The organism is Pseudoduganella sp. jia 9 (assembly GCF_055502615.1).
The window spans coordinates 83,491-109,592 of the sequence record NZ_JBUPWE010000009.1; the positions used below are offsets into that span (position 1 = coordinate 83,491).

A 26,102-nucleotide genomic window follows, 5' to 3' on the forward strand; every position below is an offset into this window, starting at 1 on the left:
ACCAGTAGTTGAGCAGCGCGCGGCGAAACGGTCAGTGAGTTGACTGTTCTCTGGCGAACAGTCGGCAGGGAGCAACAAGCTGAAATATCAGCTTGCGGGCAGAAATGACTTCGGGTATGTGGTTACGCTACCATCAATCGTTCACGGTCCCTTGGCGGGCTTGGTACCATTGGGGCCGGTGGCGCCAGGATCGGTCGCGGGCTTTACCACGGCCTTGCTCCCGTACTCCCACTGCCATGGCATGCCGGTCTCGCCGAGCGCGGCCCGCACGATGCCGGCGAACGCAGCTTCGGCCCGCACGTCGTTCGACAGAATGACCACGCAGCGCTGCTGCGCGCGCAGGCACACCAGCATGTTGCCGGTCGACTCGTTGTGGCCGCCCTTGAAAAAAGCGGGGCCTTGCGGGCCGGTGAAGGTGACGACGCCCAGGCCTGCGGCAAGGCCCGGCACCCGTTCCGCGGGCGCCGCTTCGGGCTGCAAGGTGGGAAACTGGCTGCGTGTGGTGATCGCCAGTTGCGGCCGCAGCATGCCGTCGTGCGCCGCGTTGCTCAATCCCTCGCCGTTCACCAGCTCGGCGGCGAAGCGCGCCATGTCGGCGATCGTCGTATCCATCGAACCGGCGGCGCGCACGCGGCTGCGTTCGTCGTGCGGCTCGGCCTTGCCGTCGATGGTCCAGCCGTCGGCCAGGTTGCGCGCGAACTCCGGACGCCACACCAGGCTGGTGTCGCGCATGCCGAAGCGGTCGAAGACACGCCGTTGCAGTTCGGCGCCCACGTCCAGGCCCAGGCCTTTTTCAAGCGCGAACTGCAGCAGCATGATGCCTTCCCCTGAATAGGCATAGCGGCTGCCGGGCTCGAAGTGGATGCGCAGCCTGCCGTCCGGTTCCACGTACGCGAAGTTGGCGAAACCTGTCGAATGGTTGAGTGCCATGCGCGCCGTGATGCGGCGCCAGCGTTCGTCGCCGCGCAGGTCGGCCCAGTTGCCGTAGGCGGACAGGTTGCCGTAGTCGGGCAGCGGCTTCGGCAGGTAGCCGGCCAGGGGCCGGTCCAGGTCGAGCTTTTTCTCCCCGGCCAGCTGGGCCACGAGGTGCGCGAAGACGGTTTTCGTCAGCGAGGCGCCGTACATGATGGTGTCCGGCTCCAGCTTCGCCCCGGAGGCATCGCGCTCGCCCCAGGTGCGGATGAACGCGGGCTTGCCCGGCTCGATGATGGCCAGGGCCAGCCCGCGCGCGCCGGTGGTGCGCAGGCCGGACTGCACGGCTGCCTCGACTGCCGGCCATTGCGGGTCGGCAGAGGCATGGACGGCGGAGGACAGCGCGAACACGATACCGCCGAGAATCTTGTTCATGGCCGAGGCTCCTGGCGTGGGCATCCCCGAAGTCTGGCATGAATGCCATCGCGGCAAAAGTTCCATCGGGCAGATTGATCGCGTTAAATGGCGGGCTGATGCGTGGATGCTACTTTTTTCTTCCCCTTTTTGCATTCAGGAAGACTCCATGGCTACCTACGACGGCTCGTTCAACACCCGGCTCACCGCTACCCTGGCGAACAACGGCACCGATACCTACAAGCTGGCGGCCGGCGCCGGCGGCAGGCTGCAATTCACGTTCGTGCATCCGGACGGCCCCGGCACGACGGGGAACACCTTCAACCTGGCGATGCTCGATGCCGGCGGCGGCACGGTCTTCCAGCGCGTTGTGCAGGGCAACTTCACGCTCGATACCACGGTCGCCGCGGCGGGTGACTACTACCTCAGCATCAAGGATGGCGACTGGTCGGCCAGCCCCCCGGGAACCTACGCGATCACCACCACGCTGAGCGGCGCCGCCGGTACGGTATTCGATGGCACGTCGAACAACAGCAGCGCCACCGCGCCCGACGCCCCGCTGGGCAGCCCCATCGTCGGCAGCATTGCCTACAACGATACGGACGTGTTCAGGATCCACGCCGCGAGCGGCGGCGCGCTGACACTGGCCTTCGTCCACCCGGGCGGTGCCGGCTCGACCGGCGCGCAGATCGATATCGAAGTGATCGACGAGAACGGCGCCATCGTTGCGGCGCAGGCCGACCTGCAAGGCAATGCCACGATCACGGCCACCGTGGCGCAAGCGGGCAATTACTATATCAAGCTGCTCAATAACTACCTGTGGAACAGGAACGACGGCCTGTATACCGTGACGCCGACCATGACGTCCGTCGCAGGGACGGTCTACGACGGCCCGGCGAACGACACCAGCGCCAGCGCGATCGCGGCACCGCTGGGCGCGCCGATCGTGGGCAGCCTCAAACTGAGCGATACCGATGTGTTCAAGCTGACCTCCACCGCCGGCGGCGTGCTGAAGCTGGACTTTACCCACCCCAGCGGCGCAGGCGGCACGGCGCCGCCGATCGGCATCGAGATCATCGACACGGCCGGCAGGAAGGTGCTGGACCGCGAGCTGCGCGGCGATACGTCGCTGACCACCACTGTCGCCACCGGCGGCGACTACTTCATCCACGTCACCGGCGGCAGCTATCAAAGCGGCGACGAAGGCCTGTACCGGATCGGCACCCATTTCACGACCGCGCCGGGCACGGTCTACGATGGCGCGGCCAACGGCACCGCCGCCGCCGCGCAGAACGTGGCAGCCGGCCAGGCCGTCGTCGGCATGCTGGACGCCGGCGACCTGGACTACTTCGCCATCCATGCCGCCGCTCCCGGCACGCTCACCGTGGGGTTCTGGCATCCCGCCGGCGTGTCGACGTCCGGCACCGGCATCGCACTGTCGATCGTCGACGGCAGCGGCAAGGCGCTGTTTGAAAAATACGAGAACGGCAACGACCTGGTCGCCGTCGAACTGCCCGGCGCCGGCACCTATTACGTGAACTCGCCGATGGCACCACATGGGATTCCATCGCTCCCGGCCAGTATTCGCTGATGACCGGCGTGGCCGGCAGCGGCGGCAGCACGCTGCGCGGCACGGCGACGAACGACTACATGGTCAATACCGGCGGCAGCGATGTCGTGAACGGCGGCACCGGCACCGACACCGTGAAGTACTACGGCAATGCCGGTCTCTACGCCATCACGGCATCCAGCGCGGGCGCCAGCGTGACCGGCAACGGCGGCACCGACACGCTGTTCAGCGTGGAGCGCGTGGCCTTCGACGACCGCATGGTGGCACTCGATACGGAAGGTGTGCCGGCGCAGGCATACCGCATCTACCAGGCCGCGTTCGACCGCGCACCGGACCTGGCCGGCCTCGGCTACTGGATCGCGCAGATGGATGCGGGCGCGGGCCTGAAGGCGGTGGCGCAGGCGTTCATCGGCTCGGCGGAATTCCACGCCATGTACGGCGCCGCGCCGGGTCACCACGACATGGTCACGAAGTTCTACCAGAACGTGCTGCACCGGGCACCGGACCAGGCCGGCCTCGATTACTGGGTCGGCGTGCTGGACCGGCACCAGACCGATGCCGCCGGCGTGCTGATGGGGTTTTCCGAAAGCCCGGAAAACACGGCGCAACTGGTCGGGGCGATGTCGGCCGGGATTGCGTACATTCCCTTCGGCTGACCACAAACCAGGGACGTACCCCTGTTTAGAAGCAACATTAAAACCGGGGACGTACCCTGGTTTCCAAGCAACGCCACGGGCTTGCCGGATCACCGCAACGCCCTTCGATGAAAATCTTGAGGAGACGACCATGCCACGCCGAGCGCGCATCTACCTGCCGGGAATTCCACTCCATATCATCCAGCGCGGACACTATCGCCAGCAGTGCTTCCATACCAACGGCGATTACCTGCATTTCCTCGGCCTGCTGATCAAATACGGCGAGTTGATGGAGGTGTCGCTGCACGCCTATGTACTGATGACCAATCATGTCCACATGCTCGCATCGTTTTCGTCTGCCGCATTGCCGGGCGAATTTATGAAGGCCGTCATGCAACGCTACACGCAGTACCTGAACCGCCGTCTCGCACGATGCGGCACGCTGTGGGAAGGCCGGTATCGCTCCTGCCCGGTGCCGACGGAACGATACCTGATGATCTGTCACCGCTATATCGAACTCAATCCGGTGCGCGCGGGAATGGCCGAGTGCGTCGGAGATTATCCGTGGTCCAGTTACCGGGCGAATGCCGGGCTGGCGGACGATTCCAATATCCGACCGCACACCGTGTATTCCGCGCTCGGAATGTCGGATCTCGAATGCGGCGTCGTGTACCGGACGCAATTCGCTACGCCGTCCGATGAAGACATCGCAGAACTGCGTCGTGCGACCAACGGCAACACAGTACCCGGGAGCGCGCCGGCGAAATGCGGAAGACCGCGCAAGGCGCTTCTAGTGCTGCCAGCCGGCGTTCCCGCGGAATGACCAGCAGGCATGCCGGTTGGGATTGTGCCCTGATGCCGTCGACATTTCCTGAGAACAGGGGTACGTCCCCTGTTTGCTGGAATTGACCGCAGATCGCCAAGACGCTTTTCCTTTCCTGAGAACAGGGGTACGTCCCCAGTTTTTCTGCGGTGCGATCAGTCAGTTCCCTCCGGCGCATACTTGTCCGCCTGCGCCTTGCCGTTCACGCCATGGGTGCGCACCTCCTGGGTGATCGGCAGCATCTCTGCATTCCACTGTTCCCACTGCGCCTTCAGGTCGGCCAGTTTGTCGGGATGCCTGCGCGCCAGGTTGGCGCGTTCGCGCTGGTCTTTCGACAGGTCGAACAGGAACTCGTTGCCGTTCAGTTTGAGGTACTTCCAGTCGCCGGCGCGCACGGCGCGCTGTGCATTGGCCTTGTAGCGCCAGAACAGCGTACGCTCGGCGGGTTTCTCGTCGCCCAGCAGCACCGGCAGCAGGTTCCTGCCATCGGGCGGATGCGACGCGGCCGGTTGGGTGCCGGCGGCGGCCAGCAGCGTGGGTAGCCAGTCCATGCTGACCGCCACCTGCTCGCTCACCTGCCCGGCCTTGATCCTGGCGGGCCAGCGCACGATGCCGGGCACGCGGATGCCGCCTTCGAGCAGCTCCGTTTTCTGGCCGGAGAATGGCCACGTCTTCGAAAAGCGCTCGCCGCCGTTGTCGCTGGTGAAGATGACGATCGTGTTGTCGGCCAGGCCCTTCTGCTCCAGCGTCTTCAGCACGCGGCCGATCGAGGCATCCAGCGCCACCACCATCTTCGCGTAGGTGGCCAGGTCGCCGCCGTCGTAGTGGAAGATGTTCGAGATCTGCTTCGAGGTTTCAGCGTCCTGCGGGCCTTCCCACGGCCAGTGCGGCGCCGTGTAGTGCAGCGACAGGAAGAACGGCTTGTCGGACGAGTGCTTCTTGATGTAGCCCGAGGCGCGGTCGCCCAGCAGGTCGGTGTAGTAGCCCACTTCGGACACCGGGGTTTCGCCTTCGTACAGGTCTTCCTTCACGTTCGGGCCCACGCCCGGCTTGTGCGTGAAGTAGTCGATCGCGCCGCCGTAGTTGCCGTAGAAGGTTTCGTAGCCGCTCTTCAGGGGGCCGAAGTTCGGCAGCGAACCCAGGTGCCATTTGCCGAACAGCGCGGTGCGGTAGCCGGCCGCCTTCAGCAGCGACGGCAAGGTGGGATGGTCGGGCGGCAGGCCGATCGTGTCCGATGCGCCGGCGATCGGCTCTTCCAGACCGCCGCGCAGCCGGTACTGGTAGCGGCCGGTGATCAGGCCGAAACGCGTGGCCGAGCACACCGCGGAATTCGAGTAATGCTGCGTCAGGCGCAGGCCCTGCGCGGCCAGCCTGTCGAGGTTCGGCGTCTTGAAATCGGTGTTTCCGTACACCGACAGGTCGGCCCAGCCCAGGTCGTCGGCCAGGATGAAGATGATACTCGGCTTGCCGGTTGGCTTGCTGCCGGCGCTACCGCGCGCGGCCTTGCCCAGTGCGATCGCGGGCAGCACGGCCAGCGTTCCCAGTCCGCCAACGACGGCGCGGCGTTTCTGATTGATGGTCATGAATTCTCCTCCTTAAAATTCGTAGCGGCCGGTGATGCCGGCGGTGCGCGGTGTGCCGATGACGGCGTTGTAGGAACCGAAACCGCTGTTCCAAAGGCTGGTGTAGTAATGCTTGTCGAAGGCGTTCTTCACCCACAGCGAGACGTCCCATGCCGCGCCGCGCGTGCTGCGCAGGCCGACCGACAGGTTGCTCACGCTGTACGACGGGATCTTCGCGTACTCGGACGCGTCCAGCGTGCCGTACGTGGCGCCGCGGTAGGCGTAGTTGCCGTTGACGTAGCCCTGCAGGCCCTCGGCCACGGCGCGAGAGTATTGTGCGCCCAGGTTGCCGATCCAGCGCGGCGCATTCACCAGCGCGTTGCGGCCCGACAGGTCGCAGAACGCGCCTGCCCGTTCCGGTGCGCACGGCGCGTTGGTGTAGCGCAGGTAGCTGGCGTCGTTGAAGGAGCCGTTGGCGCGCAAGGTCAGGCCGCGGAACGGCGTGGCGATCGCTTCGACCTCGATGCCGCGGGTGCGCACGTCGCCCGCGTTGGTCAGATACGAGGTGCGGCTGATCGGGTCATAGGCATTGCTCTGGTAGCCGTGCACGATCGTGGCGAACAGGTTGCCGTTCAGTTGCAGGCGATTGTCGAGCACCGTGCTTTTCACGCCCAGTTCCAGCGCGTTGGCCCGCTCGGCGCCGACCAGCATCGAGGCGACGCCGCCGGCACCCGGCACTGCCAGGTTGATGCCGCCGGATTTCTCGCCGTGCGACAGGCTGCCATACAGCAGCACGTCCGGCTGCAGCTTGTAGCCGGCCGACAGCAGCGCGGTGGGGCTCGATTGCGTCAGCGACAGGTCGCCCGAATCAAAGGCGCCGTAGCGGCCGTTGCGGGCGCCCAGCGCAGCACCGGTAACCACGGCACCGCCGGTCGGTGCGTGGCGGATCACGCGGGCCCACTTGTCCTCGTAGCTGGCGCGCACGCCGGCGGTCAGATCGAGCCTGTCGATGGCATGCCAGGTCGACTGGCCGAACAGCGCATAGCTGTTCACGCGCAGCTCGCCCGGTGCGGTGCTGCTGACATTGGCCCAGGCGCCCGCCGGATTGCCGTTGTAGATGTCGGCCAGCGGACCGTTGACGGTGAACGAGTTGTTCGACAGCTCCTGGTAGTAGTAATAGCCGCCGAACACGGATTCCACCGCGCGGCCCGATGGCGTGGACCAGCGCAGCTCCTGCGTGAACTGCTTGTGGTTGGCCGAAGCGCCCACGTTCAGCGTGACCGGCACCGGCAGGCCATCGTCGTTGCGCGGCACGAAGTTCCAGCGCCGCCACGCGGTGATCGAGGTCAGCTTCGCATCGTCGGCGAAGGTCCAGTTGGCCTCGGCCGACACGCCGCCCTGGTGCACCGTCACGCTCGAACCGGTATCGAGGTCGACGGCGCGCGCCGCCGGGTCGAGCACGGGCGTGGCGCCCACCAGCGCGGCCTGCGCGATGGCCCGGCCGCTCGGGCCGGCGTTGAAGAACACCAGCGTGCCGTTGTTCGAGTCTTCCTCGTTGTAGTCGGCGATCACGCGCAGGCTGAATTCGCGGCCCGGCTCGTACAACAGCTGGCCGCGCACGCCCTGGCGGTCGCCACCCTGTACCTTCTTGCCGTTGTAGCGGTTGGTGATATAGCCGTCATCATGCGTTTTATACGCGGAGAAGCGCGCGGCGACCTGCTCCGTGACAGGGCCGGACAACGATACTTTCCCCTGCACGTAGCCGAACTGGCCCCCGGACAGCTCCACGCTGCGCTCGGGCGCGAACGTCGGCTTCTTCGTCGAGATGTTCAGCACGCCGGCGGTGGTGTTCTTGCCGAACAGCGTGCCTTGCGGGCCGCGCAGCAGTTCCAGCTGCTGCACGTCCAGCGCATCGAAGGCGGCCATGCCGGGGCGGGCCAGGTAGACGTTGTCGAGGTAGATGCCGACGCTGCCTTCCAGGCCGTCGCTGGCCGGATTGTTGCCCAGGCCGCGCACGGCAAAGCTCAGCTGGCGCGCATGTACGTAGTTGATCGTGGTGCTGGGCAGCAGTTGCTGCAGGTCCTGTACGCGGTAGATGCGGCTGCCTTCGAGGACGTCATCGCCCAGCACCGTCATCGGTGTCGGCACGCTCTGCGAACTTTCCACGCGGCGGCGCGTGGTGACGAGCACGGTCTGCACGGCGCCGACGAACGATTCGGCGGAAGCGCCGGCCGCCTCGGCCTGGGCTTCCGGCGCGGCTGCCGCGGCGGCGGCCTCGCCGCCACCACTTTCAGCAAAGGCCAGTGCAACGCCGGACGGCGCGCCGGCGACGGCGGCTACCACCGGGCTGGCGTGGACGGTACCGGCGTATGCGGCCAGCAGCGCCAGGGCAATGGCGGTCTGTTTGAATGGCTGGATCAAGAGATTCCCCTTTTTATAGTTGTTTGGGCGTGCGGCGCCCTGCCCCCATGGCGGGCGCGCCTGGTCGTTACATGGAATGCGGATTTATCGCCTGGCGACGGCGGGCGCGCTGACCGGCTGCTCGGCGCGCGGCGTGCCTTCGGGCACCCAGTCATACGGCACCGGCTGGGCGCGGTACACCCAGTTGGTGTCGACCTGCTTGCCGTTGCCGCCCACGGCCGAAGTGCCGTAGTACGGGCTCACGTACTCCCACACGATGTCGCCCTGCGGCGTGACCTGGAAGAAGCGGCCGTTCATGCCCTCGTCGATCAGCGTGTTCCCGTTCGGCAGGCGGCGCGCGCTGGAAATGAACGCGCTGTAGAAGCTCCATGCCGGCTGGCGCGAATCGACGGCCGTGTACTGCCACACGATTTCCTTCTTCACCGGGTCGATCTCCAGCACCCGCGAGTGCGGGAAGATGCCGGGGCTGACCTTCGGATAGCCGGCCTCGCCCTGGTTGTCGAATACCAGCAGGTTGCCGGCGCCCGGCAGGCCTTCGGCAATGATGTGGGCATCGTGCTGGCCGATGATCTGGTCCACCGGACGCGGCACCTTCGTGCCGGCGATGGCCGGGAAGTCCGGGCCCAGCGTCCACACCACCTTGCCGGTCTTCCTGTCGATGATGGCGATGAAGTTCGCTTCGCGCGAATCGATGACGATGTTGTCCGGGTTGAAGCGTTCGTCGCCTGGTTTTCCGTCAACTCCCTTGTGCCACTTGTTCGGGCCGACGACGGCCATGTCGTTGATGTGCAGCCAGTCCACCGCCTGCGCGCCGTGTTTCGGCTGCGCGGCCTTGACCAGCTTCAGGGCTTCGGGCGAGAAGCCGAATTCATTCAGGTGCTCGGAGGCGGTCCATTGCCAGGCGATCCTGCCATCCGGCGTGACCTCGTAGATCACGTCGTCCAGCAATGCCCTGGCCGCGAAGCCCGGCACCGCGTGCACCTTGTTGGCCAGCACCAGCGTGTTGCCGTTGGCGAGCCGGCGCCAGTCGTGGTGCTGCTTTGCCGCACCGCCCGGCGCGCCGCCGCTGTCGACCGATGCCGAAGCATAGGCATCCTGCGAACCGGCACCCCACTGCCACAGCACGTTGCCGTTCCAGTCGACTTCTCCGATGGCCTTGTTGCCCAGGCCATTGCCGGCCTGCTGCACGCCGGGCAGTTGCGCCAGCTGCAGCAGCACGTTGCCCTTTTTGCCCTTGGTCAGCGCGGGGTCCAGCAGTACAGGCGGAAAGCCCTCATACGGCCACTGCTTCACCTCGTTGCCGTTCATGTCGATCAGGCGGGTTTTCTTGTCCTGGCCGGTGAACAGCACGTAGCCGTTCCAGGCGCGGTCCGGCTCGTAGCGCGTGACGCCGGTGGGGTGCACGCTGGGCGCCGCGACCGCAGACATTGCCAGCATCATCCCTGCCGCCAGCGCGATCGAGGTTGGCAGGGTATGGAAGCGGCGCGGTACTGCGGTCATGAATTTCTCCTTTAGATGAGATCACTACAGATGAGTGATGCCATCATAAGGAGGGGTTATGAAAGCGACTACGAATACCTTTGCATAATGATATTTGGTGACGCCGTATACGCTTATGCGGCGAGTCTCCTTGCCCGCCCCGCCAGCCACGCGCGGTAGCGCCTGGCCATCCACGCGCTGTGCAACTGGTCCACCAACAGTGTCAACAGGGGCTGGTACGCGGTGCCACGATCGCGGCCGGCACCCAGCGCGCGGATCCGGCGGCGCACGAGCGCCAGGCGGGTCAGGCCGGCCAGGGTCTTGTCCTTCCAGGTGACGGCAGGCATGGCGGCCACCGGGTCGGCTCCGGCCTGCCATTGGCGCGGCAAGTCCGGCATCGCAGCCAATGCCGTGGCGATGCCGGCCATGGCGACGCCGCCCGCCAGTACCCGCTCGGCGACGGCACGCCGGGCGATACCGCCGGTGGTCATCACCGGCATGCGTGCGACCGCCGCGACATCCCGGGCGAAGTCCAGGAAATACGCTTCGCGCGCCAGTGTGCGGCCGTCGGCGGACTGGCCCTGCATCGCCGGGCTCTCGTAGCTGCCGCCGGACAGTTCCACCAGGTCCACCGGCAGCTCGTTCAGCATCAGCACGACCTGCCGCGCGTCGGCCTCGGAAAAGCCGCCGCGCTGGAAGTCGGCCGAATTGAGCTTGACGGCGACGCAGAACGCCGGCGACACGCTGGCACGCACTGCGCGCACCACATCGAGCAGCAGCCGGGCGCGCCCGGCCAGGGTACCGCCCCACGCATCGGTACGGCGGTTGCTCAGTGGCGACAGGAACTGCGAGATCAGGTAACCGTGCGCGGCGTGGATCTGCACGCCCGTAAAGCCGGCCCGTTCTGCGGCTTGCGCCGTGGCCGCGAAGCGCGCCACCACGTCGGCGATATCGGTCTCCGTCATGGCCACCGGCTGGGCAAACAGCTTGCTGTGCCGGCCCATGTCGAGCGCGATGGCGGACGGCGCCCACGCCTGGCCGCCCATATTGGCCATCACCTGGCGGCCGGGATGGTTGATCTGCATCCACGCTTGCGCGCCATGACGCCGCGCGGCCTGCGCCCAGCGCTGGAACGGTTCCAGCGGCGTATCGGCTTCCAGCACGAGCGTGGCGGGACCGGACAGCGCGCGGTGGTCGACCATCACGTTGCCGGTGATGATCAATCCGGCACCGCCCTCGGCCCAGCGCTCGTACAGCCGGTGGATCGCGGCGCCCGGCAGCTGCCCTGCTTCCGCCATGTTTTCTTCGATGGCGGCCTTGGCCAGGCGGTTGGGAATCGTGGCGCCGTTGGGCAGCGCGAGCGGCGTAAACATCATGGAAACCTCGATAGGGATAGTGGGATGAGGTATCCTAAGCTTCAAGTCAACTTGAAGGTCAAGCGGGAATTTATGATGATGAAGATTGGTGAACTGGCCGCGCGCAGCGGCGTGGCGGCGTCGGCGATCCGCTATTACGAGCAGGAGGGCCTGCTGCCGAAGGCCGGCCGCGGCGCCAACGGCTACCGGGTCTACGAGCAATCAACGCTGGAACAGCTGCGCCTGATCGATACGGGGCAAAAGCTGGGCTTTTCGCTGGATGCCATCCGCGGTGTGCTGAAACTGCAGGGCGAGGCGCTGCAGGATGGCCTGCTGCAGGGGCTGGACGCCCGGCTGGGCGAAATCGACGGGCTGATCGCCACGCTGCAGGCGCAGCGCCAGGCCCTGCTCGATTCCCGGGAGCGGCTGCGCGACGCCTGGGCGCAGGGCCAATGCCTGAACGGCGCCGAACTGGCACAAAAGAGCCAGCATTGCGGCGACGGCGCGGAAGCCGCCGCGCTGCCGGAGCGCCACGCTTCGGCAGCGTGATTCATGCCCAGTGCTGTAGCACCCATGCCAGCGCCATGATGGCCGCCAACGCGGCCGCCGCCGGCGCCGGGGCGGGTGATACGCCCAACGCGCAGTCTTGCGGGGGTATTGCCGGGTTTTACACTGCTTTACAGGTATTGCGAAAAAAATAAAAAGGCAGCCGAAGCTGCCTTTCAATGAGCGAAAATCGCTTACTGCGATTCGCCGTTCTTGTACGCGGCCACGCCGGACAGGATTTCTTCCTTGGCTTCTTCCGGACCGGCCCAGCCGTCGACCTTGACCCACTTGCCCGGCTCCAGGTCCTTGTAGTGTTCGAAGAAGTGCTGGATCTGCTGCAGGCGCAGGTCTTGCAGGTCTTCCGGCTTTTGCCAGTGCTTGTAGATCGGCAGCACCTTGTCGACCGGCACCGCCAGCACTTTCGCATCCTGGCCGGCTTCGTCCGTCATCTTCAGCACGCCGATCGCGCGGCAGCGCACCACCACGCCAGGGATCAGCGGGAACGGCGTGATCACCAGCACGTCGACCGGATCGCCATCGGCGGACAGCGTGTTCGGCACGTAGCCGTAGTTACACGGGTAGTGCATCGCGGTGCCCATGAAGCGGTCGACGAAGATCGCGCCCGATTCCTTGTCCACTTCATACTTGATCGGATCGGCGTTCATCGGGATCTCGATGATCACGTTGAAGTCGTTCGGCACATCGCGGCCGGCGGATACTTTATTCAGGCTCATGTTTTTCCTCGTTAATACAGCTCTGTCAATTGGCTAAACCGCGCAATTATAGCCAAATGCAAGCTGGTTGTGCGCCGCGGAAAAACTGGGGACGGACCCCTGTTCTCGAGAAATTTTTCCCAAAAACAGGGGTACGTCCCCAGTTTTTGATTTAGAGGATGGTGGCGAGGGCGCACTGCCGGTAGTGGCTGGCGGCTTCCTCGGGCTGCTGCAGGGCTTCGTGCAGCTGGGCGAGCTTCAGGTGGGCTTCGCGCACCATGGCGGGGTCGGTGGCGTCGGACAGGGCCTGTTCCAGGTAGCGCTGGGCCTTGCCCCACAGTTTCTGCTTCAGGCACAGGGAGCCCAGCGTGAGCGCCAGTTCGGCGTCGGTCGGGCGTTCCAGCAGCCAGGCTTCGCAATGCTCGATCTGCGCCAGCAGCGCGGCCGAGCCGGCCGGGGCGGCGGCATCGCGGTAGGCGCGCACCACGCGTTCGTCCCAGTTCGCCTTCAGTGCTTCCTCGGCCACCTGCCGTGCTTCGTCGTGCAGGCCGCGGGCGTTCAGCGCGCTGGAGGCACGGCACGCCACGAACGGCTTGACGCGGTCCGCCGTCGGGATCGTCGACCAGACGCGCAGGATCGATTCCGCGTCGTGCGCCTTGTTCGACAGCAGGTCCTGGTAAGCCAGCTCGCGCAGCCGCGCCGACAGCGCCGGGTGCAGCGCGCGGTGCTTGTCCAGCGAACGGACCAGGCGCAGCACCTCGGGCCAGTTCTTGGCCTGCTGTTCGGCCTTCAGCGACCACTGCAGCGCATGGATGTGGCGTGTGCCGCTGGCATTGAGCTCGCGCACGGCGGCCAGCGCCGCTTCCGGCTGGTGGTCGTCGACCAGCAGTTCGGTCATCGTCATCAGGCGGGCGGTCTTCATCGCGGGGTCGTCGGCGATGCGTGCCAGCCACTGGTCGCGGCGGGCGTTCTGGCGCATGCGGTGCGCGGCGCGGGCGCCGATCAGCGCGGCGACGCCGGCGTTCTCCGGCAGCTCGGCGGCACGCAGCGCCGCCTTTTCCGCATGGCCGAAGCGCCCTTCGAACAGCGCCTTCAGTGCATCGCGCAGGCCCTTGTTGCCGTCGCGTTCGCGCTTGCGCTGGCGGTATTCGGCCACCCGCGCCGGCATCTTCGCCGTGGCGCGCACGGCGCGCACCACCGCATACAGCAGCACGAAGAGCAGTACCTGCAGCACCACGAAGAAGTTCAGCGACAGGTCCATCCGGTACGGCGGATAGAACAGCACCACGTTGCCCGGGTTGTAGCGGGCCGTCACGGCGATGCCGATGGCCGTCGCCATCAGCGCAAGTAACCAGAGGAATACGCGCATGTCAGGGCTTCGCCTTGTAGTTGCGCACGGCGTTCAGGCTGTCCGAAAGCGTGGGCATCTCGATCGACAGGTTACTGCCCTGCACCTGGCGCAGCAGCGCCTGCACGGTTTGCGTCTGGCGCGCACGCGTGTCGAAGTGGCGGGCCAGGGTTTCCTGCGCCGCCAGCAGGTCGGTGCGGAAGGCGGCCTCGTTGCGCGACAACAGCGCCATGCGCGCATTCAGCAGGCGCAGCTTCAGGTTCTCGCGCAGGAAGTACGCATGCTCGGGCGCCAGCATCATCGACTCGGGATTGTCGACGGTGCGCACGCGCACCAGCTGGCGCACGTCGGTCCACATCTCGCTGCTCCAGCCGTTCCAGGCCGCCTGCAGGCGCGTGACCCAGGTATCCTGCGGCACCACCGGTTCCATCTGCGGCGCCTTGCTGGCCTTGCCGGACCTGCCCTGCTGTGCCGGCGCAGCCGTCGACGTGGTGGCGTCGGCCAGCATCGGCAGCGAATCGACCTGGGCGATCACATTGTCGAGCCGCACGGCCAGGCCCACCGAATCCACGCTCGGCAGCGCCTTCAGTTTCTCGGTATCGCGTGCGATGGCGCGGCGGATCGTGATGAACTGCGGCGTGTCGGAACGCGCCAGGCTGCGGTCGGCGTTCTGCAGCGCGATCAGCGCGCCCGGCACGTTGCCGGCCAGTTGCAGCTGCTGGCTCGCCGTCGACAGCACCTGCTCGACCTCGGCCAGCGCCCACTCGTCGCGGTTGCGCGACATGTCGTTGTACAGCTGTTCGAGCGCCAGTTGCTGGGCCTGCGCTTCCTGCTGGCGGTTTTCCAGCACGCCCACCTTCACCTGCAAGTCGCGCGTGGCTTCCTGCACCGTCTTCACCAGCTGGTTCGATTCCGCGTTCAGCGCATCGCCCTTCTGCAGGCGCAGTGCCGTTTCGGACCGCACCTTGCGCATCTGCGTATGCGTGTTGACCGCCTGCGCGGCCAGCAGCACGGCCAGCACGGCGACGGCGATCGTCAGGTTGCGGTTCGACAGGCCGGCAACGGGGGCGGAAGGCGGCGGGCCGGCGGGCGCCGTGGGAACGGCCGCGCCGGCCGGGGAGCCAGCTTGTGAAGCGGCCCCGCCTTGCGGTGCGGCCGGGTCGGGTAAGGTAGGCAATTCGTTCATGGCCGTGATTGTAACGCGGCGAGCAGGCGCTCGTCGCCGGATCCTGTGAGCGTCATTCGGGAGAGGCCGAGCTGGCGGGCCGTTTCGGCAATCCGGGCATGCGGGACAATGAGATGCTGCTGTTGCATCTTTGCCACAACATCATCGCCGCCGGCCGAGCAGGCCAGTTCTTCCAGCAGCACGAACAGGCCGCGCAGTGCTTCCGAACTGGTGACGATCCAGTCGTTCGGCTCGGCCAGCAAGGCCCGCAGGCGTGCCGCGAATGCCGGCGTCAGCGGCGGAACGCTGCGGCGATAGGCGGGAATCGCCGTCACGCGGGCACCGGCGGCGCGGAAGCCGTCGCCCATCAGTTCGCGGCCCGCCTCGCCACGCACGATCAGCACCTGCTTGCCGTTCAGCGCGGCGAGGTCGAGTGCCTGCAGCAGGTGCTCGGAGTCGCTGTGGACCGGGTCCAGCGGACTGACGATGGTTGCCACGTCGGGCGTGATGCCATGGGCCGCCAGCGCGGCGCGGCTGCCCTCGCCCACCACGGCCAGCGTGACGCCGGCCGGCCAGGAATGGGGCAAATGCGGGTAAAAATCGGGAAGATGCGCGAAGGCCGCGTCGATCGCGTTCGGCGACACGAACGCCACCAGCGCGAATTCATGCAGCCGTGCCAGCACGGCGCGCAGCGGCCCGGCATCGGGCAGCGGTGAGATGTCGAGCAGCGGCAGCACTTCGGCTCGCCGCCCCAGCGCCGTCACGCGCTCGGCCAGCGGCAGGGCCTGCGCGCGCGGACGGGTGATGACGACGGCGCCCGGCATCCGTCAGGCGCCGCTGCCGTCCGCCTCGACGAGGCAGGCAGCAAGGATCGCCACGGCATCCTGTTCGCGCAGTTTGTCCGCGACCTGGTCGCCCAGCTGGGCAGCATCGGTGGCCGGGCCGTGCACTTCGGCGCTGGCGACGCGCTTGCCGTCCGGCGTGGCGACCATGGCGCGCAGGTGCATCTGGCCGCCGGCGATCGTGGCGTGAGCGGCCAGCGGCACCTGGCAGCTGCCGCCGAACACCTTCGACACGCGGCGCTCGGCCGTGACGGCTTGCGCGGTCGGCACATGGTTCAGCGGCGCCAGCAGCGCCACCAGGTCGACGCCATCCGTGCGATCGGCGATTTCGATCGCCATCGCGCCCTGCCCCGCGGCCGGCAGGCTGTGTTCCGGCTCCAGCACGGCGCGGATGCGTTGCGGCAGGCCGAGGCGCTTCAGACCGGCGGCGGCCAGGATGATGGCCGCGTAATCGCCGCGGTCCAGCTTGCCCAGGCGGGTATCGAGGTTGCCGCGCAACGGTTTGATCACGAGGTGCGGATAGCGCGCCGCGATCAGCGCCTGGCGGCGCAGGCTGCTGGTGCCGACGACGGCGCCGGCCGGCAGCTCGTCGAGCGACGCGTAATCGTTCGAGACGAACGCATCGCGCGGGTCTTCGCGCTCGAGCACGGCGCCCAGCGCGAAGCCTTCCGGCAGATCCATCGGCACGTCCTTCAGCGAGTGCACGGCGAGGTCGGCGCGGCCTTCGGCCATGGCCACTTCGAGCTCCTTCACGAACAGGCCCTTGCCGCCCACTTTCGACAGCGTGCGGTCGAGGATCTGGTCGCCGCGGGTCGTCATGCCGAGGATCTCGACGGAACACTGCGGATATAATAAAGACAAGCGTGTGCGCACATGCTTGGCCTGCCACATGGCGAGCCGGCTTTCGCGCGAGGCGATCACCAGCCTGGATGGAACGGTGGCAGCGACATTCACGTTCGCATGCATTTCAGACTGGACTGTTTCAGAGGTATTCAAAGCTGCTTCTTTCCTGTACTTTTCGCTGTATTTTTCACTGATTATTTTCACTGATTACTTCGCTGTTGCGGAAGCCGACAGGCATGCACCAGTGACCTGCGCGTGTTCGTGGACCACAAATTCTAGCACGCGCTTTCCTTGCAGCCGTGGCCACGAGCCCCATGCACCGAACCTCAACTTTGCCACTTCGTAGCGATCATTCCATGGTTAATCAAGCAAGTATGACCCAAGCAAGTGTGACTCAAGCAAGTGTGACCCAGGCAGCCGAGTCAAACAATGGACAAGGTAGTGACGCGGGCGGCGCCGACAAGGACGCGCCACTGAAAGAGGATATCCGCCTGCTCGGCCGCCTGCTCGGCGACGTGCTGCGCGAGCAGGAAGGCGAGGAAGTCTTCGCGGTGGTGGAAACCATCCGCCAGACCGCCGTGCGTTTCCGCCGGGAGGCCGACGCCGGGGCAGCGAAGGAGCTGGACGGCATGCTGAAGATCCTGACCAAGGAGCAGACCATCTCGGTGGTGCGCGCCTTCTCCTACTTCTCGCACCTGGCCAATATCGCCGAAGACCAGCACCACATCCGCCGCCGCCGCGCCCACCTGCTGGCGCAGTCGCAGCCGCGGCGCGGCAGCACCCGCTACGCGCTGGCCAAGCTGAAGGAAGCCGGCGTCGACCAGGCTACCGTGCAGGGCTTCTTCCAGGAGGCGCTGATCGCGCCGGTGCTGACCGCCCACCCGACCGAGGTGCAGCGCAAGTCGATCCTCGATGCCGAGCACGACATCGCGCGCCTGCTTGCCGAACGTGATCTGCCGCTGACGCCGCGCGAACGCGCCGCCAACCTGCACATGCTGCGCGTGCGCATCGCCACCCTGTGGCAGACCCGCATGCTGCGCTACACGAAGCTGACGGTGGCGGACGAGATCGAGAACGCGCTGTCGTACTACCGCATCACGTTCCTGACCGAAGTGCCGGGCCTGTACGACGACATCGAAGCCGATATCGCCGAGCAGTACGGCACGAACGACGCGGCAGCGGAGGTCACCCGCATCGACACGCCCTACCTGCAGATGGGCAGCTGGATCGGCGGCGACCGCGACGGCAACCCGAACGTCAATGCCGATACCATGCAGCATGCGCTGGCCCGCCAGGCCACGACGATCCTCGACTTCTATCTCGACGAAGCGCATGCGCTGGGCGCGGACCTGTCGATCTCCACGCTGATGGTGCCGTGCAGCCCCGCGCTGCAGGCGCTGGCCGATGCCTCGCCCGACCAGTCGGACCACCGTGCGGACGAGCCGTACCGCCGCGCCCTGATCGGCATCTACGCGCGTCTGGCCAGCACCGCCCGCAAGCTGGGCGCGACCAATATCCTGCGCAAGGAAGTGGGCCATGCCGAGCCTTACCCGGACGCGGCCGCTTTCTCGGCCGACCTGCAGGTGCTGATCGATTCGCTGGAAGCCAATCACGGCGGCATGCTGGCACGCCCGCGCCTGACGACGCTGAAACGCGCGGCCGACATCTTCGGCTTCCACCTGGCGTCGCTGGACATGCGCCAGAGCTCCGACGTGCACGAGCGCGTGCTGGCCGAACTGTTCGCCCGCGCCGGCGCCCTGCCGAACTATGCGGAGCTCGACGAAGATGCAAAAGTAAAGCTGCTGCTCGAAGAGCTGGACCAGCCTCGCCTGCTGTACTCGCCGTACCTCGACTATTCGGAGGAAACGCAGACGGAGCTGTCGATCTTCCGCGCCGCCTGCGAGATCCGCCGCCGCTATGGCGAGCGGGCCATCAGCAACTACATCATCTCGCACACGGAAACCGTGTCCGATCTGCTGGAAGTGCTGGTGCTGCAGCAGGAAACGGGCCTGCTGCGCACCAACGCCGCGGGCGACACGACGGCGGACCTGATGGTGATTCCGCTGTTCGAGACGATTCCCGACCTGCAGCGCGCCGCCGGCATCATGGAAGCGGTGATGGCGCTGCCGCTCGTGAAGGACCTGATCGCCAAGCGCGGGCAGATCCAGGAAGTGATGCTGGGGTATTCGGACTCCAACAAGGATGGCGGCTTCCTCACGTCGAACTGGGAACTGTACAAGGCCGAGATCGCGCTGATCGAGGTGTTCGGCAAGGCCGGCGTGAAGCTGCGCCTGTTCCATGGCCGCGGCGGCACGGTGGGCCGCGGCGGCGGCCCAAGCTACGAGGCGATCCTGGCGCAGCCGAAAGGCACCGTCAACGGCCAGATCCGCCTGACCGAGCAGGGCGAGATCATCGCGTCGAAATTCTCGAACGCGGAGATCGGCCGGCGCAACCTGGAGCGCCTGGTGGCCGCCACGCTGGAGGCCAGCCTGATGCCGGCCGCGCACCCGGAACACGGCGAACAGCTGGCCGGCTTCGAAGCCGTGATGGCGGAACTGTCGGACCGCGCGTACAAGGCATATCGCAACCTGGTGTACGAAACGCCGGGCTTCACCGATTACTTCTTTGCCGCCACACCGATCGCCGAGATCGCGGAGCTGAACATCGGTTCGCGCCCCGCCTCGCGCAAGTCGACCAAGCGCATCGAAGACCTGCGCGCGATTCCCTGGGGCTTCTCGTGGGGCCAGTGCCGGCTGCTGCTGCCGGGCTGGTACGGTTTCGGCAGCGCCGTGGCCGGCTGGATCGCCGACGGCGACCGCGACGAGCGCATCGGCCAACTGCGCGACATGGCCGCGCACTGGCCTTTCTTCGCCACGCTGCTGTCGAACATGGACATGGTGTTCGCCAAGACCGACCTGGCGATCGCCTCGCGCTATGCGGAACTGGTGCCGGACAAGGAACTGCGCGAACGGATCTTCAAGCGCATCGGCGACGAATACCGCCGGACGCTGGACGTGCTCGATACCGTGACCCGCGTGACCGAACGCCTGGCCGGCAACCCGCTGCTGGCGCGTTCGATCCAGAACCGCTTCCCCTACCTCGATCCGCTGAACCACCTGCAGGTGGAGCTGATCAAGCGGCGCCGCGCGCTGGCCGACAAGGCCGATCCCCGCGTGCACCGGGGGATTCACCTGTCGATCAATGGCGTGGCCGCGGGATTGCGCAATACGGGTTGAGTGTTGACGTTGCCCTGGGAAGCGGACCTGCGGGTCCGCTTTTTTTATGGCGCTGTTCGCGTTAAATCGGTGAACGTTCGACCAGAACCATTGTCTGACCTCCTGTTGAGATACTTCATGTATATGAGGAGGCGAGATGGGTGCAGCCGATGTGGGCGTGGTGTTGAAGGTGCTGGAGCAAGTCCAGCTTTCCGATGCGGAAATCGCTCTTCTGCAGGGCGCTCTCGCCAATCTTGTATTACCCGGCCACTGCCTGCGCCTGATCGAGGACGCCGCGGGCAACCAATCGTGCCCCGCCTGCGGCGGCAAGCGGTGCCACCGCTGCGGCCAGGCCAACGGCCTGCAGCGCTATCGCTGCGTCGCCTGCCGGCGCAGTTTCAACGCCCTGACCGGCACGCCGCTGGCCCGCCTGCGATTGCGCGACAAGTGGCTGGCCTACCTGCAATGCCTGATCGAGTCGGCCACGGTCCGGAAAGCTGCCGCGCGCGTCGCGGTGGCAAAATCCACCAGCTTCCGCTGGCGCCACCGCTTCATTGCCGCCGTGCGGCAGGAGCCGCGTCCACGGTTATCGGGGATTGTCGAGGCGGATGAAACGTACCACCTCGAATCGCAAAAAGGCTCGCGGAACCTGGATCGCCCGCCCCGCAAGCGCGGCGGCAAGGCGCGCCGGCGCGGCATCAGCGCGGAGCTGGACTGCATCCTCGTCGCCCGCGACCGCAACCGGCAAACCTGCGACTTCGTCACCGGACGAGGCCCGGTGACCGCCGAGCAGTTGGCCAAACACTTGCTGCCGGTGCTGGCAGCGGACGTCCTGCTCGTCAGCGACGCGGCCAATGCCTATCAGGCGTTTGCACGGCAGGCCGGCATCACACATGAAGCAGTCAACGTCCGGGCCGGCATCCGGGTGCGCGGCGCCATCCACATCCAGGGTGTGAATGGCTGGCATGGCCGTTTCAAGACCTGGCTGCGCCGGTTCAACGGCGTGGCCAGCCGCTACCTGGCCAATTACACCGGCTGGCAGCGCGTGCTCGACGCCGCCCGGTTGACGGCTCCCGCCCATTGGCTTCGGGTTGCGGTGGCCGCTGATCGCTAGCGGCACCAATGACCAGCGACAGGCACGAAAAGTTCCGTACCCGGATGCAAAACCGACTTTACGCGAACAGCGCCTTTTTTATGGCGCACTGTTATTCGCCTTCGACGTCAACGCGACGATCGCGGTCCCCGCGGCGAGGATCAGCGCGTCTTCGATCAGGCCGCTGCGGGTCTGGCCGATGCGCGCCATGGCCTGCTTGCGGCCGGCCAGGGTCAGGTAGGCCAGCGGCACGGCGGTGGCCACGGCAACCGCGGCGCCCTCTCCTTCACGGCCTTCCGGCGCCAGCGCGGCACCGGCGATCCCGGCGCTCATCACGCGCGCCAGCAGTCCGAGGAATACCGTGCGGTCGGGCGCGGACTTCATCTTGTCGCCGGCCAGTTCGCCTGCCCCCATCGCCAGCGCGCCATATTTGAACAGCGGGTGATCCAGCAGGACCAGCCGGCCCGGCGTATGGCGTCCCGCCAGGCGTGCCGTGGCGATGGTGGCCATGGGGGTCATCGACCTGGCGCTGGCGACCGCGCCGATCAGGATGGAGGGAAGCAGGCTGCGGATATTCATCTGTACTCCTGTGCAAGTGAAGGTTGACAATTCCACTCAACTGTAGCGATCCCGGTGCAAGGATGTCGCCACCTACGCGCCGGGAACGGCAGCGCTCAGCTGCCGAAGCGCCGGAACCTCGCGGAGACGCCGCGCCAGACCGATCCCAGCGCCTGGCCTGGCCCTGGCGGCAGTGCGGGATGCAACTGCACCATCGCCGCCTGCAGCGCGCGGTCGCTGGCCGAGCCGAAGCGCTTGCTGTCCTCGACGACCGGGCGCGGGGAAGCCCCGGCGTCGGGCAGCGCCGAACTGGCTGGCAGGTGGTTGGCCATGTCGGCTTCGCGGAACAGCAGGGCTTCGTCGCCATCCCTGGCAAGCGCCGGCGCAACCGGCACGTCCGGCACGATGCCCTGCGCCTGTACCTCGCGGCCGTTGGGCGTGTAGTAGCGCGCGATGGTCAGCTTGATGGCCGATTCGTCGGACAGGGGAAACACGGTCTGGATCGAGCCCTTGCCATAGGTTTGCGCGCCGATGATCTTGCCACGCCCATGGTCCTGGATCGCGCCGGCCACCAGCTCCGCCGCCGATGCCGACGCGCCGTTGACGAGTAAGGCCAGCGGCACGTCCTGGGCGAATTCGGGCAACTGTTCATAGGCGTCCGGGGCACCGGGTTTGCCGAAGAATGCCGGCGATACGGTGATCTTGCTGTTGCTTTCCGGGATCCGGCCGGTCGACGAGAACACGACGGCGCCTTGCGGCAGGAAGGCGCCGGCCACCGCCACCGCTGCCGGCAGCAGGCCGCCGGGGTTATTGCGCAGGTCCAGCACGATGCCTTTCACGCGCGGCTCGTCCAGCTGGCGCAGTGCGGCGATCAGTTCAGCCGCGGTATTGCCGCCGAATTCAGTGATGCGGACGCGCGCGATATCGCCGTCCAGGCGCTGCACCGTGACGGTGTGTTCCTGCAAGGTGGCGCGTTCCACGCTGATGGTCCGCAGCGGCGTGCTGCCGCGCCTGGCCAGCGTCAGCTCCACCTTCGATCCCGGTTCGCCGTGCACGCGGCTGGCCACCTGGCTGTCGCGCAGGCCGAACAGCGGCGCGCCGTCGATCGCGACGATCGAATCGCCGGCCCGCACGCCCGCCTTGTCCGCCGGGCCGTTGTCGGACACGTCGCGGACCAGGATCTGCCCGTTGATCATCTCCACGCCGATCCCGATGCCGACATACTGGCCGGAATGGATACGCTCCAGGTCTTCCAGGTCGCCCTTGTCGAGGTAGCGCGAATGCGGGTCCAGCGCCGACATCATGCCGCGGATCGCCTCCGTAAACAATTTCCTGCCGTCGGCCGGCGCCACGTAATCCTTCAGCACGAGCTGGTAACTGTCGAGCATCTGCTCGAACTCTTCCTTCGGTATCTGCACCGGTTGGTCCGCATGGCACGGCAGGGTTGCCGCGCAATAGCCGATCACTGCACCCAGAATCCATTGCTTCATTTTTTGCTCCTTCATGAAGTGCCGATTCTGCGGCGGGCAGGTGCGAAGTGCCGTCAAGCCAGGTAATTTCACGTAAAGGCCGGATGTCCCGTGCAGAGGAAGGCGCCGGGCGGCGCGGCGCCATTCAGTCGCGATCCCTGCAATTTGGTACCGAAAAACGACGTTTCGTCGCAATCGCCGCCGATCGGACCGGCCATGGCCCTAGAATCGCATCACCATACAACACAACAAAAGGTTCCTGCCATGCGTCCTGTCTCGTCCCGTACCCTCTTTGCGTCGCTGCTCTGTTCCGCCCTGTTCGCCACGTCGGCCCATGGCGCCGAGGATGCCCGCCAGCTGGGCGCCTTCCGCGCCATCGCCATCCACGGCCCGATCAACATCGAAGTGCGTGCCGGCCAGGCCCAGTCGGTCAAGGTGATCGGCCGGCCCGAGTTCATCGGCAAGGTGCTGACCAGCGTGAAGTCCGACGAGCTGAAGATCGATTACGCGGACAAGAACAATGCTTCGGTCAAGAACGGCGACAAGATCGTGATCACCGTACCGTCACTGGTGAAATGCATCGTCGAAGGTGCCGGCCAGGTGGTCATCGACAACGTGAAGGAAGAGCGGCTCGACCTGCAGTTCGAGGGCGCCGGCCGCCTGGAGGCGAAAGGCAGCGCGAAGTGGCTGCGGCTGAAGGCGCGCGGCGTCGGCGAAGTGACCACGCAACACCTGAAGGCCGACCGCGCCGACGTGAATTTCGAGGGTATCGGCGATGTGAAGGTATACGCCAGCCAGACGCTGAACGCGGTGGTGCGCGGCATGGGCAGCCTGACCTATTTCGGCAAGCCGAAGTCGCTGAACAAGTCGGTGTCCGGCATCGGCAGCGTCTCGGCCGGCGACTGACGCGCCCTGGTCAGGGCCGTGCCGCCAGCTTCGCATGCCGCAGCACGCCGTTGCGCTCGAAGCCGAGCGCTTCGTAGAGGGCGATGGCGCGCTCGTTGCGCGCCCCCACGTGCAGCATCGGCGTCACGCCCTGCTCCTGCATGCCATGCATGATGTGGCGCACCAGCAGCCTTGCATGGCCGCGCCCCGTGTGGTCCGGGTGCGTGCAGACTGCGCTCACTTCGCGCAGCGCGCCGACATCCATTCGCTCGCCGCACAGCGCGACCAGCCGGCCGGCGTCGCGGATGCCGATGTAGCGGCCCATCGTGCCGGTGCGGGCACGAAAGTAGCCGGGGAACGCGATCGCGGTCAGTGCTTCCATGGCCGGATCGAGCGCATCGAGTTCGACGATTTCGCCGGCCGAAGGCCGCGCCACGGGGCCGCCCCGGTAGACCATCTGCAGCACGCCGCCCAGCTCCGCCAGCTGCCATCCGTCCGGCACCGCGGGAATCGCGCCGACGAAGTACACGTCTTCGGGCAACCGCGCGAGATCGTGCGCCGGCACGAACATGCCGTGCTCCGGCACCGCGCAGAACGGCGCCACGTCGGGCTCGTAGCGCAGCATGGCGCCGAGTTCGCGCGCCAGGTGGCGCTGGCCGCTCGTCAGCGCCGCCCAGACCGGATTGGCCAGCCTTTCCATCGTCGTCCTCCTTCTTGTGACCCTTGCGATCGAGGGGAGTATACTGCGCGCTTTTTCGCGAAGAATCCACGATGAGCACCCTGCCACCCTGCCCGCAATGCGGTTCCGAATTCACCTACCAGGACGGCGCCAACCTCGTCTGCCCCGAGTGCGCGCATGAGTGGTCGACCGCGAACGAAGCGTCCGCCGACGCTGCGCGCGTGTACCGCGACGCGGCCGGCAACGTGCTGCAGGATGGCGACACGGTCACCGTCATCAAGGACCTGAAGCCGAAGGGTTCCGGCGGCGTGATCAAGCAGGGCACCAAGGTGAAGAACATCCGCCTCGTCGACAGCGATCACGACATCGACTGCAAGATCGACGGCTTCGGCGCGATGAGCCTGAAATCGGAATTCGTGCGCAAGGTGTAAGCGCGCACGCGCCGGCACGGGGCCCGGGCCCGCGGCAATGCCGGCGCAAGGTTCGCGCCCTGCGCCGGTGCCGGCGTGCAGCGCGAAAACGATTGCAACAAGAATAATACCTGCCTACAATCGCCGAGGTTTCCCACTCGAGGCAATGTATGGCATTCACGGTACCATCCCGCTCCAACTTCCGTTTCGTCACCCGGACCGCTGCCCTGGGCACCGCGCAGGCTGCCGCCCTGGCCACCGCCCTGGCCATATTGCCCGCCGGCCCGGCCCTGGCCGCCGCCTGCGGCAAGGCGCCCTCCGGCGAACTGGCCGCGCAGCGGGTCGCGGCGGCGCAGCCGACACGCAGCGGCCCGCAGCTGTACGAAGGCCCCGTGTGGATCAAGGATGCGCTGTACTTCTCCGATTTCGGCCACACCGGCAATTTCCCTTCGCGCATCCGCAAGCTGGCCGCCGACGGCACTGTCAGTACCTTCCTCGATGATAGCGGCAGCAACGGCCTGGCCGTCGACGCACAGGGCAACCTGGTCGCTGCCACGCACAAGTACAAGGCGCTGTCGCGCTACGCGATGCCGGGCAAGGCGCGCAGCGCTGTCGCCGAACGGTATGCAGGCAATGTCTTCAACTCGCCGAACGACATCGCCATCGCCGCCGACGGCACGCTGTACTTCACCGACCCCGATTACCAGAAGGCCGCGGCGCCCGGCGGCCAGCCCGTCACCGGCATCTACCGCGTCGGTACCGACGGCAAGGTCACGCTGGTGGACGGCACGCGGCGCAACCCGAACGGCATCGCGCTGTCGCCGGCCGGCGACCTGCTGTACGTGAACGCCGGCGACGGCGAAGTGAAGGCCTACCCGATCGGGAACGGCGTTCCCGGCGCCGGCCGCACCTTCATCAAGGGCATCGACGGCGGCGACGGCATGACGCTCGACTGCCACGGCAACCTGTACGTGACCGAGCATGGCGCGCGCCGCGTGCGCGTGTTCTCGCCGCAGGGCAAGGAACTGGCAACGATCCGCGTCGATGCCAATGTCACCAACGCGGCCTTCGGCGGTGCCGACGGCCGTACCCTCTTCATCACAGGCGACCGCGCGCTGTGGCGCATCGCGCTCGACGTTACGGGCCAGCCTTACTGAAGGTTCGC

22 protein-coding genes are annotated in these 26,102 nt (G+C 66.6%); 9 read left to right on the plus strand and 13 right to left on the minus strand.

What is annotated here, in order from left to right:
* Positions 1–141: 141 nt before the first annotated feature.
* Positions 142–1,347 carry a serine hydrolase domain-containing protein gene (locus ACY34H_RS12850; protein WP_464977888.1) on the minus strand — a complete coding sequence of 402 codons (1,206 nt, stop codon included), beginning with the start codon at positions 1,345–1,347 and terminating at the stop codon, positions 142–144.
* A gap of 148 nt (positions 1,348–1,495) precedes the next feature.
* Between ACY34H_RS12850 and ACY34H_RS12855 the strand changes: the two genes are divergently transcribed.
* The 3 genes from ACY34H_RS12855 to ACY34H_RS12865 all read left to right on the plus strand — a co-directional run bounded on the left by ACY34H_RS12855 (position 1,496) and on the right by ACY34H_RS12865 (position 4,354).
* The gene (locus ACY34H_RS12855; RefSeq protein WP_464977889.1) at positions 1,496–2,917 is read left to right on the plus strand and encodes a hypothetical protein; all 1,422 of its coding nucleotides are present in this window, start codon (positions 1,496–1,498) and stop codon (positions 2,915–2,917) included.
* Positions 2,917–3,552: a DUF4214 domain-containing protein gene (locus ACY34H_RS12860; protein WP_464977890.1), complete on the plus strand. Its 636-nt coding sequence runs from the start codon at positions 2,917–2,919 to the stop codon at positions 3,550–3,552. The genes ACY34H_RS12855 and ACY34H_RS12860 overlap by 1 nt, the downstream gene beginning before the upstream one ends.
* 130 nt (positions 3,553–3,682) lie before the next feature.
* On the plus strand, positions 3,683–4,354 hold the full coding sequence (locus tag ACY34H_RS12865; RefSeq protein ID WP_464977891.1) for a transposase: 672 nt from the start codon (positions 3,683–3,685) through the stop codon (positions 4,352–4,354).
* A gap of 155 nt (positions 4,355–4,509) precedes the next feature.
* Here the strand turns inward: ACY34H_RS12865 and ACY34H_RS12870 are convergent, their stop codons facing one another.
* The 4 genes from ACY34H_RS12870 to ACY34H_RS12885 form a co-directional block, all read right to left on the minus strand.
* A complete protein-coding gene (locus ACY34H_RS12870) occupies positions 4,510–5,937 on the minus strand; it encodes a sulfatase family protein (RefSeq protein ID WP_464977892.1) in 1,428 nt (475 codons plus the stop codon).
* Between the two features lie 12 nt (positions 5,938–5,949).
* Complete coding sequence (locus ACY34H_RS12875; RefSeq protein WP_464977893.1) at positions 5,950–8,337, minus strand: TonB-dependent receptor; 2,388 nt, start codon at positions 8,335–8,337, stop codon at positions 5,950–5,952.
* Positions 8,338–8,421: 84 nt separating this feature from the next.
* On the minus strand, positions 8,422–9,837 hold the full coding sequence (locus ACY34H_RS12880) for an aryl-sulfate sulfotransferase (RefSeq protein WP_464977894.1): 1,416 nt from the start codon (positions 9,835–9,837) through the stop codon (positions 8,422–8,424).
* A 113-nt stretch (positions 9,838–9,950) separates the two neighbouring features.
* The gene (locus tag ACY34H_RS12885) at positions 9,951–11,192 is read right to left on the minus strand and encodes an NADH:flavin oxidoreductase/NADH oxidase family protein (protein ID WP_464977895.1); all 1,242 of its coding nucleotides are present in this window, start codon (positions 11,190–11,192) and stop codon (positions 9,951–9,953) included.
* Between the two features lie 75 nt (positions 11,193–11,267).
* Here ACY34H_RS12885 and ACY34H_RS12890 point away from each other — a divergent pair, with 75 nt between their 5' ends.
* Positions 11,268–11,720 carry a MerR family transcriptional regulator gene (locus tag ACY34H_RS12890; protein WP_464977896.1) on the plus strand — a complete coding sequence of 151 codons (453 nt, stop codon included), beginning with the start codon at positions 11,268–11,270 and terminating at the stop codon, positions 11,718–11,720.
* A 191-nt stretch (positions 11,721–11,911) separates the two neighbouring features.
* On the opposite strand, the gene ppa is transcribed toward ACY34H_RS12890, so the two are convergent.
* The 5 genes from ppa to hemC all read right to left on the minus strand — a co-directional run bounded on the left by ppa (position 11,912) and on the right by hemC (position 16,676).
* Complete coding sequence (ppa, locus tag ACY34H_RS12895; RefSeq protein ID WP_464977897.1) at positions 11,912–12,451, minus strand: inorganic diphosphatase; 540 nt, start codon at positions 12,449–12,451, stop codon at positions 11,912–11,914.
* 151 nt (positions 12,452–12,602) lie between these two features.
* Positions 12,603–13,799 carry a heme biosynthesis HemY N-terminal domain-containing protein gene (locus ACY34H_RS12900; RefSeq protein ID WP_464977898.1) on the minus strand — a complete coding sequence of 399 codons (1,197 nt, stop codon included), beginning with the start codon at positions 13,797–13,799 and terminating at the stop codon, positions 12,603–12,605.
* Between the two features lies 1 nt (position 13,800).
* Entirely contained in the window at positions 13,801–14,964 is a 1,164-nt protein-coding gene (locus ACY34H_RS12905; RefSeq protein WP_464977899.1) for a uroporphyrinogen-III C-methyltransferase, read from the minus strand.
* On the minus strand, positions 14,961–15,767 hold the full coding sequence (locus ACY34H_RS12910) for a uroporphyrinogen-III synthase (RefSeq protein ID WP_464977900.1): 807 nt from the start codon (positions 15,765–15,767) through the stop codon (positions 14,961–14,963). The genes ACY34H_RS12905 and ACY34H_RS12910 overlap by 4 nt, the downstream gene beginning before the upstream one ends.
* 3 nt (positions 15,768–15,770) lie before the next feature.
* Positions 15,771–16,676: a hydroxymethylbilane synthase gene (hemC, locus tag ACY34H_RS12915; protein ID WP_464978093.1), complete on the minus strand. Its 906-nt coding sequence runs from the start codon at positions 16,674–16,676 to the stop codon at positions 15,771–15,773.
* Between the two features lie 266 nt (positions 16,677–16,942).
* Between hemC and ppc the strand changes: the two genes are divergently transcribed.
* Both ppc and ACY34H_RS12925 read left to right on the plus strand, forming a co-directional pair.
* The gene (gene ppc / locus ACY34H_RS12920) at positions 16,943–19,864 is read left to right on the plus strand and encodes a phosphoenolpyruvate carboxylase (protein WP_464977901.1); all 2,922 of its coding nucleotides are present in this window, start codon (positions 16,943–16,945) and stop codon (positions 19,862–19,864) included.
* Between the two features lie 163 nt (positions 19,865–20,027).
* Positions 20,028–20,957, plus strand: a complete 930-nt coding sequence (locus tag ACY34H_RS12925; RefSeq protein ID WP_464978094.1) for an IS1595 family transposase — start codon at positions 20,028–20,030, stop codon at positions 20,955–20,957.
* Between the two features lie 78 nt (positions 20,958–21,035).
* Here ACY34H_RS12925 and ACY34H_RS12930 read toward each other — a convergent pair whose 3' ends face one another.
* Both ACY34H_RS12930 and ACY34H_RS12935 read right to left on the minus strand, forming a co-directional pair.
* A complete protein-coding gene (locus tag ACY34H_RS12930) occupies positions 21,036–21,515 on the minus strand; it encodes a hypothetical protein (protein ID WP_464977902.1) in 480 nt (159 codons plus the stop codon).
* Between the two features lie 95 nt (positions 21,516–21,610).
* Positions 21,611–22,984: a S41 family peptidase gene (locus ACY34H_RS12935; protein WP_464977903.1), complete on the minus strand. Its 1,374-nt coding sequence runs from the start codon at positions 22,982–22,984 to the stop codon at positions 21,611–21,613.
* A gap of 243 nt (positions 22,985–23,227) precedes the next feature.
* Here ACY34H_RS12935 and ACY34H_RS12940 point away from each other — a divergent pair, with 243 nt between their 5' ends.
* Complete coding sequence (locus tag ACY34H_RS12940) at positions 23,228–23,869, plus strand: GIN domain-containing protein (protein ID WP_464977904.1); 642 nt, start codon at positions 23,228–23,230, stop codon at positions 23,867–23,869.
* A gap of 10 nt (positions 23,870–23,879) precedes the next feature.
* On the opposite strand, the gene ACY34H_RS12945 is transcribed toward ACY34H_RS12940, so the two are convergent.
* Positions 23,880–24,548: a GNAT family N-acetyltransferase gene (locus ACY34H_RS12945; protein ID WP_464977905.1), complete on the minus strand. Its 669-nt coding sequence runs from the start codon at positions 24,546–24,548 to the stop codon at positions 23,880–23,882.
* Positions 24,549–24,619: 71 nt separating this feature from the next.
* Between ACY34H_RS12945 and ACY34H_RS12950 the strand changes: the two genes are divergently transcribed.
* Together ACY34H_RS12950 and ACY34H_RS12955 are read left to right on the plus strand one after the other, a co-directional pair.
* Positions 24,620–24,958, plus strand: coding sequence for a zinc ribbon domain-containing protein YjdM (locus ACY34H_RS12950; protein ID WP_464977906.1), 339 nt, complete (start codon positions 24,620–24,622; stop codon positions 24,956–24,958).
* Between the two features lie 149 nt (positions 24,959–25,107).
* Positions 25,108–26,094, plus strand: coding sequence for an SMP-30/gluconolactonase/LRE family protein (locus ACY34H_RS12955; RefSeq protein WP_464977907.1), 987 nt, complete (start codon positions 25,108–25,110; stop codon positions 26,092–26,094).
* The last annotated feature ends 8 nt before the right edge of the window (positions 26,095–26,102 follow it).